General features: G+C 63.8%; 7 protein-coding genes. 3 read left to right on the top strand and 4 right to left on the bottom strand.

The genetic code is table 11. The features are described 5' to 3' along the window. The first annotated feature begins 94 nt into the window (after positions 1-94). The gene (locus tag QT386_RS23100; RefSeq protein WP_289276115.1) at positions 95-487 is read left to right on the top strand and encodes a GFA family protein; all 393 of its coding nucleotides are present in this window, start codon (positions 95-97) and stop codon (positions 485-487) included. 292 nt (positions 488-779) lie between these two features. Here the strand turns inward: QT386_RS23100 and QT386_RS23095 are convergent, their stop codons facing one another. From QT386_RS23095 to QT386_RS23080, 4 genes are all read right to left on the bottom strand, one after another. Next, a complete protein-coding gene (locus QT386_RS23095; protein ID WP_117288592.1) occupies positions 780-992 on the bottom strand; it encodes a cold-shock protein in 213 nt (70 codons plus the stop codon). Positions 993-1,575: 583 nt separating this feature from the next. Further along, complete coding sequence (locus tag QT386_RS23090) at positions 1,576-2,976, bottom strand: efflux transporter outer membrane subunit (RefSeq protein WP_367401489.1); 1,401 nt, start codon at positions 2,974-2,976, stop codon at positions 1,576-1,578. 53 nt (positions 2,977-3,029) lie between these two features. Next, positions 3,030-6,233 (bottom strand): efflux RND transporter permease subunit, encoded by a 3,204-nt coding sequence (locus QT386_RS23085; RefSeq protein WP_289276113.1) that lies wholly within the window; start codon positions 6,231-6,233, stop codon positions 3,030-3,032. Continuing rightward, complete coding sequence (locus QT386_RS23080; protein ID WP_289276112.1) at positions 6,230-7,726, bottom strand: efflux RND transporter periplasmic adaptor subunit; 1,497 nt, start codon at positions 7,724-7,726, stop codon at positions 6,230-6,232. The genes QT386_RS23085 and QT386_RS23080 overlap by 4 nt, the downstream gene beginning before the upstream one ends. A gap of 180 nt (positions 7,727-7,906) precedes the next feature. Here QT386_RS23080 and QT386_RS23075 point away from each other — a divergent pair, with 180 nt between their 5' ends. Further along, positions 7,907-8,524, top strand: coding sequence for a TetR/AcrR family transcriptional regulator (locus QT386_RS23075; RefSeq protein WP_289276111.1), 618 nt, complete (start codon positions 7,907-7,909; stop codon positions 8,522-8,524). A gap of 1,791 nt (positions 8,525-10,315) precedes the next feature. Then, positions 10,316-10,732, top strand: coding sequence for an ATP-binding protein (locus tag QT386_RS23610; RefSeq protein WP_367401488.1), 417 nt, complete (start codon positions 10,316-10,318; stop codon positions 10,730-10,732). Positions 10,733-10,795 lie beyond the last annotated feature (63 nt).

Raw genomic sequence — 10,795 nt, 5'->3', positions numbered from 1 at the left:
ATCCGCTTCCTTCAGAAATCCGATGATCTGCTCTTCCGAATACCGCTTCTTCACGTCCGACCTCCTGGGGTCTTGGGTCGGACTCTAAACCACGGTGCTACTCAATTTTGGGGTAACGTCGGTCCGCTTCGAGGCCGACATCGACCTCGCCGCCGGCACCGGCAAGTGCAACTGCTCCATCTGCGCCAAGCAGCGCATGTGGGGCGCCACCATCAAGCCGGAAGCTTTCCGCCTGCTGTCCGGCGAAGACGCCCTGCGCGACTACCAGTTCAACACCCGGAGCGTGCATCACCTGTTCTGTGGCAACTGCGGGCTGCACTCCTTCGGCCGCGGCCACATCGAGGAGATGGGCGGACCCTTCGTCGCCATCAACCTCGCCTGCCTGGATGACCTGGACCCCAGCACGCTCGCCGAAGCCCCCGTCGGCTACAGCAACGGCCGCGACAACGACTGGTGGCATGCGCCCAAGGAAGTGCGGCACCTCTAGTCGCCTCCCTTAAGGTCTCCTCTCTCCCCCTCGTAGGAGAGAGCTTGGGAGACGAGGGCGCGGACGCCCGAGATAGGGCAACGCAGGAGCGGTTGCCGACGAGGGCACGGACGCCCGAGGTAGGGCAATGCATGGAGCAATTGCCGAGAGAGGCCATCAAGCCAAGCCCAAGCCAGTTTTGTCCTCCAAGCCCAAGACAGCAAAGCATCCGTCCGCCAGCTTCCCCTAAACCATCACGCATAAAAAAACCGCGGCAGAGCCGCGGTCTTTTGTTCCAATCCGGAGGTCCGGATTAGAGCGGGCGAATGCGCGTAGCCTGCATGCCCTTCGGGCCGCGGGCAGCGACGTACTCGACCTGCTGGCCTTCGGTCAGGGTCTTGAAGCCCGTGCCCTGGATTTCCTTGAAGTGGGCGAAGAGGTCTTCGCCGCCGGCGGCCGGGGTGATGAAGCCGAAGCCCTTGGCTTCATTGAACCACTTGACGGTACCGGTGGAGGTGTTGCTCATGAATACATTCCTTTACATATAAAAGCGGGCATGCCGCCCGCCGAGGCTGCAACAGTCAAGGAACGCATCGGGAACCTTTATCCGTGTGAGGCACGGAGGAACAGCTGAATACACTGCTTGACACTAGCCCTTCTAGCATACGGGACATTCCCGTTTTTCGCCAGTCCGGCGGTCAGAAACCCAGGAAAGACAGTCTCTTGGGACTCAAAACGCCGGTTTTGGAGGGCAAAATCGGGGTTTTCTGCGGCCGAGGGGGTGGGGCGGATTCCGACGGGTGCCATCTCCCTCTCCCCTTGCGGGAGAGGGATCAAGGGAGAGGGGGAACCAGCAAGGAGCGGCTGTACTTTGATGGAGCCCCCTCTCCCTAGCCCTCTCCCACAAGGGGAGAGGGAACAAGAACTTCACCTCGCCTCACTCTCATAAAAGGGAGCAGGGGAGCCATCCATGGCGGGACTTCTGCTCGCCCAGCGAACCCCGGGGCATGTTTGGCTTACTTCGGCATGACATCGAGTCATGCCTCAGCGGGCCAAACATTCCATGGCCGCCCGTGGAGTCAGCGCAGGCAATGCCATTTAGGCATTGCCTAAACGCGCTGACTCCACCCACCGCCCAGCGCCTTGTACACCGCCACCGCCGCCGTATTCACCGCTGACTCCGCCCGCGCCACGGCATCCTCCGCCGCCAACAACGTGCGCTCCGCATCCAGCAGCACCAGGAAGTCCGTGGACCCTGCCTTGTACTGGATGCGCGCCAGCTCCGCCGCGCGGCGCGCCGCCGCCGCCTGCGCCAGCGTGTGCTCCAGCCGCTGGCGGGACCGGCTCACGCCCACGAAGGCGTTCTCCACTTCCTCCAGCGCCACCAGCACCGCCTGCTCATAGGCCGCCACCGCCGCCTTGGTGTTCGCGTCTGCCGCATCCACCCGCGCCGCCACGCTGCCCAGGTCAAACGCCGCCCAGGAGATCTGCGGGCTCACCGTCCAGGCGTGATGGGCGGCCTTGCCCAGGTCGCCGAAGCTGCCCGCAACGATGCCCGCAAAACCATTGACCGACAGCCGCGGGAAATAGTCCGCCTTGGCCACGCCGATGCGCGCCGTCGCCGCGTGCAAGGCTGCCTCGGCCCGCGCGATATCCGGACGGCGCTGCAGCAGCAGCCCCGCATCACCCACCGGCAGCGCACGCGCAATCGCCTCCGTGCGCGCCAGCGCCGGCGGCTGCCAGGCCCCGGGCCGCTGGCCCAGCAGCACCGCCAGCCGGTGCTCCGCGCGCTTCTGCAGAATCTCCAGGTCCGCAATCGCCGCCTGTGTCACTTCCAGGCGTGCCGTGGCGCTGGCGCTCTCCAGCTCCGTGCCGCGGCCCAACCGGCGGCGTACCTCGGTCAGGCGCAGCGTCTCCGCCTGTGTGTCGCGGTTGCGCCGCGCCACGTCCAGCTGCTCCGCCGCGCCGCGCCACTCGAAGTAGCGCAGCGCCACCTCCGAGGCCACCACCACCTGCGCCTCGTGCAGCCCGGCCACCGCACCGTCCGCCTCAGCCCGTGCCGCTTCCACGCCGCGGCGCACGCGCCCGAACAGGTCCAGCTCCCAGGCTGCGTCAAAGCCGATACGCGCGTTCTCTACATCCGTCTGCGGGCCGGTGATGCCGGGCTTGTCGCCCGACAGCAGCGGCTGCCGCCCGTTATTGACCACGCCGGTTGCCGTCACCACCGGGAACTGGTCCAGCTTCTGGTCGCGGAACAGCGCCCGTGCCTGCTGCACCCGCGCCACCGCGATCGCCACGTCGTGGTTCGCCGCCAGCGCCTGTTCCACCAGCCCCGCCAGCGTCTCGTCGCCAAACAGCCGCCACCAGCGCGCCTCGTAGGCCTCGCCCGTCACCACCGCCGCATCGGCGTTGTGGAAGGCCGGCGCCGCCGTCTCCGGCTTGCGGTAGTCCGGCCCCACCGCGCAGCCCGTCAGCGCAATCGCCGCCAGCATCGGCACCAGCAGTTTCATCCAGCTCTCCAGGCCCGTACCGCGTTCATCCACATCCAAGGAATTCTTCCCGTTCATGAGAGCGCTCCATGATCCAGCCGCGGCGCCAACTCCGCCGGCGCCGGCAAGGCAATCGGCCGCTTGCCGCTGCGTGCGTGCACGAAGCGCCTCACCAGCCAGTAGAACACCGGCGTCATCGCCAGGCCGAACAGCGTCACGCCGATCATCCCCGCGAACACCGCCACACCCATCGCCTGGCGCATCTCCGCGCCGGCGCCGCTGCTGAGCACCAGCGGCACCACGCCCATGATGAAGGCCAGCGAGGTCATCAGGATCGGGCGCAACCGCAGGCGGCAAGCCTCCAGGATCGCCTCCATCAGCGGCAGCCCGCGCTCCTCCGCCTCCTTGGCGAATTCCACGATCAGGATCGCGTTCTTGCAGGCCAGGCCCACCAGCACGATCAAGCCGATCTGCGTGAACACGTTGTTGTCGCCGCCCCACAGCCACACGCCGGCAATCGCGCTGAACAGCACCATCGGCAGGATCAGGATCACCACGAACGGCAGGCTCCAGCTCTCGTACTGCGCCGCCAGCACCAGGAAGGCCAGCAGCACGCACAGCGGGAAGATCAGCAGCGCCGTATTGCCCGCGATCAGCTCCTGGTAGGCCAGCTCCGTCCACTCATAGGCCATGCCATTGGGCAGCTCCTCCTGCACGATCTTCTCGATCAGCTTCTGGGCCTGCCCGCTGGACCAGCCCGGCGCCGGCCCGCCGTTGATCTCGGCGGTGACGTAGCCGTTGTAGTGCATCACCCGGTCGGGCCCCGCCGTCTGGCGCAGCGTGATGAAGGTGGACAGCGGCACCATCTCGCCGCGGCTGTTGCGGATCTTCAGCCGCGCCACATCCTCCGGCTGCAGGCGGAACGCCATGTCGGCCTGCGCGTTCACCTGGTAGGTGCGGCCAAAACGGTTGAAGTCGTTCACGTACAGCGAGCCCAGGTAGATCTGCAGCGTCTCGTTGATCGCCTGGATGCTCACGCCCTGCGCCTTGGCCTTGTCGCGGTCGATGTCCGCAAACAGCTGCGGCACGTTGATCTGGTAGCTGCTGAACAGGTTGGCCAGCCCCGGCTCCTGCTTCGCCCGCTCCAGGATCTTGTGGGTCACCGTGGACAGCTCCTCGAAGCCCAGCCCGCTGCGGTCCTCCAGCTGGATCTTGAATCCGCCGATGGTGCCCAGGCCCGGCACCGGCGGCGGTGGGAACACCGCGATGAACGCCTCCGGTATGTTCTTGAACTGCTCGTTGAGCTGGTCCGCAATCGCGTTGCCGCTCAGCTCCGCACCCTTGCGCTCGCTGAAGTCATCCAGCGTGGCGAACACGATGCCCGCGTTGGGCGCATTGGTGAAGCCGTTGATCGACAAGCCCGGGAAGCCCACCGCGGACTGGATGCCCGGCTGCTTCATCATGATCTCGCCCATCTGGCGCATCACCGCCTCGCTGCGGTCCAGCGTCGCCGCCTCCGGCAGGTTGGCAAAGGCCACCAGGTACTGCTTGTCCTGCTGCGGCACAAAGCCCTCCGGTACCGCCTTGAAGCCCAGCGCCGTCAGCCCCAGCAGCCCCGCATACACCGCGAGCACGATCACCGAGCCCCGCGTCAGCCGCTTCACGCTGCCCACGTAGCGCTCCGACGCTGCACTAAAGAATCGGTTGAATGGGCGGAACAGCCAGCCCATGCTGGCGTCGATGCCGCGCTGCAGCCGGTCCTTGGGCGCGCCATGCTCCTGCAGCAGCACGGCCGAAAGGGCAGGGGACAAGGTCAGCGAGTTGAAGGCCGAGATCAGCGTGCTGATCACCACCGTCAGCGCGAACTGCTTGTAGAACTGTCCCGTCAGGCCGCTGATGAAGGCCGTGGGCACGAACACCGCGCTCAGCACCAGCGCCGTGGAAATGATCGGCCCCGTCACCTCGCGCATCGCCTGGCGCGTCGCCTCCAGCGGCGACTTGCCCTGCTCGATGTTTCGCTCCACGTTCTCCACCACCACGATCGCGTCATCCACCACGATGCCGATCGCCAGCACGAAGCCGAACAGCGTCAGCGTGTTCAGCGAGAACCCGATGGCATGCATCACCGCGAAGGTGCCCACCAGCGACACCGGTACCGCGGCCAGCGGGATCAGGCTGGCCCGCCAGTTCTGCAGGAACAGGATCACCACCAGCACCACCAACAGCATCGCCTCGAACAGCGTGTGCACCACCGCCTTGATCGAGCCGCGCACGAACACCGTCGGGTCATAGACGATCTGGTAGTCCAGGCCCTGCGGGAAGTCCGCCTTCAGCCGCTCCATGGTCGCGCGCACGTCATCCGAGATCTGGATGGCATTGGAGCCCGGCCGCTGGAAGATCGGGATGGCCACCGCCGGCTTGTTGTCCAGCAACGAGCGCAGCGCGTAGCTGGAGGAGCCCAGCTCCACCCGCGCCACGTCACGCAGGCGCGTCACCGCGCCGTCTTCCGCCGCCCGCACGATGATGTTGCCGAACTCCTCCTCCGTCACCAGGCGCCCGGCCGAGTCGATGCTGAGCTGGAACTCCGCCGCATTCGGCGCCGGCGGGGCGGCGAGGGTGCCCGCCGCCACCTGCTGGTTCTGCTCGCGGATCGCCGTCACCACCTCGCTCGCCGTGAGCCCGCGGCTCGCCACCCGCTCCGGGTCCAGCCACACGCGCATGGAGTAGGGGCCCGCGCCAAAGATCTGCACATCGCCCACGCCATCCAGGCGCGCCAGCTCATCCTTCACGCGCAGGCGGCCGTAGTTGGAGATATAGAGGGCGTCATAGCGGTTGTCCGGCGAGAGCAGGTGCACCACCATGGTCAGGTCCGGGCTGGACTTGTTGGTGGTCACGCCTAGGCGCTGCACCTCCGGCGGCAACTGCGGCAGCGCCTGCGCCACCCGGTTCTGCACCAGCACCTGCGCCTTGTCCACGTCCGTGCCCAGCGCAAAGGTGATAGTTAGGTTGATGGCACCATCCGCCGTGGACTGGCTGAACATGTACTGCATGCCTTCCACGCCGTTGATGCTCTGCTCCAACGGACTCGCCACCGTCTCAGCGATCACCTTCGGGTTGGCACCCGGGTAGCTGGCACGCACCACCACCGTGGGCGGCGTCACCTCCGGGTATTCACTGATCGGCAGCTGCCCCAGCGAAAGAGCGCCCGCTATCACGATCAGTGCAGACAACACCGCCGCAAAGATCGGCCGGCTAATGAAGAACTGGGCGAAGTTCACGGGGCGCTCCGCGCATCAAGGCCCTTCGCCGCTGGGGCGGGGGTCTTTGGCAACGGCCCCATGGGCGTGGAAAGCTCCTCGAGATCCGCCTGGGCCACCTGCACCGCCGCCGGCTGTGCCTGCGGCGCGCTGACGCTCAACTGCCGCTTGCCCTTGCCGGCCGCATTCCCAGCGCTCGCCGCGTCCTTGTCGGAAGACGCCGCCCTCTCAGAATCCGTTCGCACTGAGCCCGTCGAAGTGTGAACGGATTCCGTCACCGGCCCATCCGTCACCCCCCGTTCGTCCTGAGCCTGTCGAAGGGCGGACGGCTCAGGCCTCTCAGCCCCAACCGAACCCACCAACTCCGCCGCCGCCGCGCCACCACCACCCATCGCCACCGTCGTCGGCGCCACCGCACTCCCCGGCTTCACATGCTGCAGCCCATTCACCACGATCACATCACCCGCCTTCAGCCCAGACCGGATCACCCGCAGCCCATCCAGCCGCGCTCCGATCTCCACGCCGCGGTACTCCGCCACGTTGGCCGGCGTCACCACCAGCACGAACTTCTTGTTCAGGTCCGTGCCGATCGCCTTGTCATCCACCAGCGCCGCCTCATAGCGCGCGCCGGCCACAAGCCGCACCCGCGCAAACAGCCCCGGCGTGAATCCACCCGCCGAGTTGTCCAGCGTCGCCCGCAGCCGCACCACGCCGTCCCGCGAGACGTTGTCCACAAAATCCAGCTTCGCCTCGTGCGGCGTGCCCTCGTCCGTCATGCGGCCCGCGAACACCCGCGCGCCGTCGCCTTGGCCCAGCGCCTCCAGGTAGGTCGCCTCGTCCACGTCAAAACTCACGTACACCGGGTCCACGCTCACCAGCGTCGTCAGCACCTTGCCGCCGTCCACCAGGTTGCCCGCCGTGATCAGCGCGCGGGACACACGCCCGTCGATCGGCGCCGTCACCCGCGTCCAGGCCAGATCCAGCTCCGCCGCCTTCAGCGCCGCCCGGGCAGACGCCAGGCTCGCGGACGAACCCGCCGCGGACGCCACCAACTGGTCAGCCTCCTCCTGCGAGATCGCGTTCTCCGCCAGCAAGGCCACCGCGCGCTGCTTGCGCGAGGCCCCCAGCGCCGCATCCGCCTGCGCCCGCTCCAGGTCCGCCCGCAGGCGCTCCACCTGGGCCGCAAAGGGGCTGGGGTCGATCTGGAAGAGGAGTTGCCCCTTCTTCACCAGCGCGCCCTCGGAGAACGCCACCTCCTGGATATAGCCCGAGACCCGCGGGCGCACGTCCACGCGCTCCTGCGCCTCGATCTCACCGGTGAAATCACGCCAGTCGCTGATCGTGCGCACCGGCACCGCCGCCACCTGCACCGGCGTGGCCGGCGCCTCAGCAGCTTGTTCCTGTGCCTCGGAGATGCCGCAGGCGTTCAGCAGCACCGCGGCAGAGGCCAGGCCCAGCGTCAGCACCGCGCGGCGGGCAAAAGCGCCGCGAAAAGGGGGGATTGTTGTAGTCATGAACGGCTCCCAATATGTTTGGCGGGAGTGAGCCCGTGGAGCCGTCCATCTGTCGGGTTCGCCTTGACTCTGGGGGAGGCGCCCTCAACAATGATGTTACGAGACCGTTCGGTATCACCGTGGAACTATGGTAGTGACCGGTCAGTCTCATTTCAAGCAAGTTTGTACGCGGAGCGGACCATGTCCACTGCAAGTGTTTCAAAGCAAAAGGAATGTCATGCGCCGGCGGCGCCCCGCCAAAGCGCGCGAGACCGCATCTTCAACGCCGCCCGGCAGCTTTTCTATAAGAACGGTATCCGCGCCGTGGGCGTGGAGAGCATCGCCAGCGAGGCCCAGACCACCAAGATGAGCCTCTACCGCTCGTTCTCCTGCAAGGACGAGCTGGTCACCGAATACCTGCGTGAATCCGTCCGCGAATACTGGGACTGGTTTGACGAGATCGTCGCCAAGCACCCCGGCGACCCCCGCGCCGCCCTGCAGACCATCTTTGACAGCCAGGCCAGCAAGGCCTGCACCTGCGACACCCGCGGCTGCGCCATCGGCAACGCCAGCGTGGAGCTCACCGAACCGGATCACCCGGCGCGCCAGGTGGTCACCGAGTTCAACCAGGAAAAGCTCACCCGCCTCACCGCCCTCTGCGCCCAGGCGGGTTACCAAGACCCGGCCGCCCTGGCCCGCGGCCTCTTCCTACTGATGGACGGCGCCTACATGAGCCTGCTCAGCCTGGGCTCAACCGGCCCCACGTCGGCGCTGCCGCAGGCAGCGCGGGCGATGATGGAGGCGCATCCGCGGCTTTGACTTGAGGGCGGCGACTTCAAGCCTCCTCGTCGAATGCTGAAGGCTCCAGACTGCAGTAGCCAGTTGGGCTCAGTTGTCTCGCGTATCGCGGAGGGCTAAAGCATAAGCCTGAGATTCCTTATCGCAATCCAAGTGAGCGAGAGCCACTCGAAGCAATGGCTTCGAGGCCGATCTTTTTGCGCGACGGTCATCACTCCAGGAGAACGCCCCTTTGAAAGGTAACCACAGGGCTTGCTTGTTCCACTCGGAGGGCAGCGGTGAGCCTTCATTCGCGATCCAGCCGAAGATCTCCCCGGCTCATGCTATAAACACGACAAAAAATGACGGGTAGTCGTCCGTCGCCTTGAAGGCAATAGGGGACAGATCTAGATGCTTTATTTAAAGCTAAGTATCTATTTATTAAACAATTTTAAGAATGCTAGAGGGCGTCTACCTCTGCTTGCCCTGTGTATTGACTAACAAGAATCTGCCACAGATGGTTGCCGCTCCAAAGAACCCAACGTTAGCCGCCTTCGAGGGCATTGCCACCTACGTCGCATCGCTACAAGCGTTAGCGTATCTCCCGATATCCAGTTCCACTTGGAAAGCAAGGTGCCACGCTGCTCTGAATGGTGAGGCAAATCAAGAACTGAGGCGAAAAATACCCCTTGATACTCGCAGGCTGTACGGGGCCTTCTTTACTGGCACGAAGTTGAGCCGCTTGCTGCTGTCCCATAGCAAGAGTGTTTCGGCAGAAAGCTTTTTCTATGACCCGACATGCGGGATGGGTGATCTGCTACTCGCGGCGGCTTCACTGCTGCCTCTGCAAGAGACGCCATCGGCAACGCTTCGCGCATGGGGACGTCAGCTCGCGGGGGCAGATCTACACCAAGAGTTCATTGATGGAACCAAGGCTCGCTTGGCACTACTAGCAGCCGAACGGCATGGGGTTGAAGGGATATCAGCGACCGGTCATGTCGACCATTTCCCTCTCATCCAAGTTGGCGATGGGCTTATCCCTAATAAGAACTCTCGTAGGGCAACGCATCTGCTACTCAATCCTCCGTTCGGCGCGGTCTCAGCTCCAGAAGGATGCACTTGGGCGTCCGGCAAGGTCACTGCCGCTGCGATATTCACTGCAGCTACGGTTAAAGAATTAGCGCCAAATTGTGAAGTGCTCGCTATCCTTCCCGATGTTCTTCGCTCGGGGACGTTCTCTGAGAATTGGCGAAAAGCCATCAGCGATATCGCTGAGGTACACCTCGTCAAACCATATGGAATCTTTGACGCGAGCGCAGATGTAGATGTCTTCCTGCTGCGACTCACGCGCAGAGGCGCAACTAGTAAGAGCCGGCAGTGGCCGGCCACCAAGAGAATGCCTATGCGGACACTTGGCGACGCATTCAACGTATGTATTGGAAGAGTTGTTCCCTACCGAGACCAGAAAGTCGGGATCGAGCATCCGTACATTCACCCGCGTTGTGTTCCGCCTTGGTCCGTGATGAGCGAATTCACGGAAACTCGAAAGCATCAGGGCAAGGCATTCCAGCCCCCTTTCGTGGTTATTCGGCGAACGTCTAGGCCGGAACACCCGTATCGTGCAGTTGCCACAGTAATTACTGGAAATTTACCTGTTGCAGTTGAAAACCATCTTATTGTTTGTCAGCCAAAAGATGGAGCGTTGAGTTCGTGCAAGAGGTTAATGCAAGAGCTGAAGTCTGATGCAGTTAATGTTTTTCTCAATGACCGCATACGGTGTAGGCATCTAACCGTGGGCGCCGTAGGAGACATCCCGGTGTCGCAGGCTAATTAATGCAAGACGATCCAAGCAAAGTTGAAGCCTCCTCTCAAGAGGCCCAAAGTTTGGGAAAAGCCTCGTTCTCCGTAAGTTCGCGAGTGGCACTCCAGCTCGGTAGGGAGAGCATCTCTAGTTCAATAACAGCGGTAGTTGAGCTAGTTAAAAATTCTTACGACGCCGATGCGGAAAATGTGAGGATCCGTTTCTCCTCTGAAACCCCGAATGGTCGAATTCTGGTCATAGAGGATGACGGAGATGGCATGACATCCAAGGATCTTTTAGATCATTGGATGGTTATAGGAACTTCAAACAAGGTTGAGCGCCGACGTTCTGCTGGAAAGAAGAGAGCCGTAACGGGCGAGAAAGGATTGGGTGTTGGCGCGCAGCGAAAGTTGACCCAGGGTGCGCAGCGAAAAGTGACCCACCTGTAAGGGTTGAGAGTCTAGTTCAAATCTGTGGGTAAGTTGGTCTTTCGTGCTTTGGATCTGTTCTCC

The sequence above is a fragment of the Solimonas sp. SE-A11 genome (assembly GCF_030345715.1).
Taxonomy (GTDB): Bacteria; Pseudomonadota; Gammaproteobacteria; order Nevskiales; family Nevskiaceae; genus Solimonas_A.
Note: the sequence above shows the minus strand (reverse complement) of the source record. Positions and strands in the feature narration are given on the sequence as shown.

Excerpts from the sequence above, each read along its gene's own strand:
- QT386_RS23610 (WP_367401488.1), top strand. The coding sequence starts at position 10,316 with ATGCAAGACGATCCAAGCAAAGTTGAAGCCTCCTCTCAAGAGGCCCAA.
- QT386_RS23075 (WP_289276111.1), top strand. The coding sequence starts at position 7,907 with ATGTCCACTGCAAGTGTTTCAAAGCAAAAGGAATGTCATGCGCCGGCG.
- QT386_RS23080 (WP_289276112.1), bottom strand. The coding sequence starts at position 7,726 with ATGACTACAACAATCCCCCCTTTTCGCGGCGCTTTTGCCCGCCGCGCG.
- QT386_RS23090 (WP_367401489.1), bottom strand. The coding sequence starts at position 2,976 with ATGAAACTGCTGGTGCCGATGCTGGCGGCGATTGCGCTGACGGGCTGC.
- QT386_RS23095 (WP_117288592.1), bottom strand. The coding sequence starts at position 992 with ATGAGCAACACCTCCACCGGTACCGTCAAGTGGTTCAATGAAGCCAAG.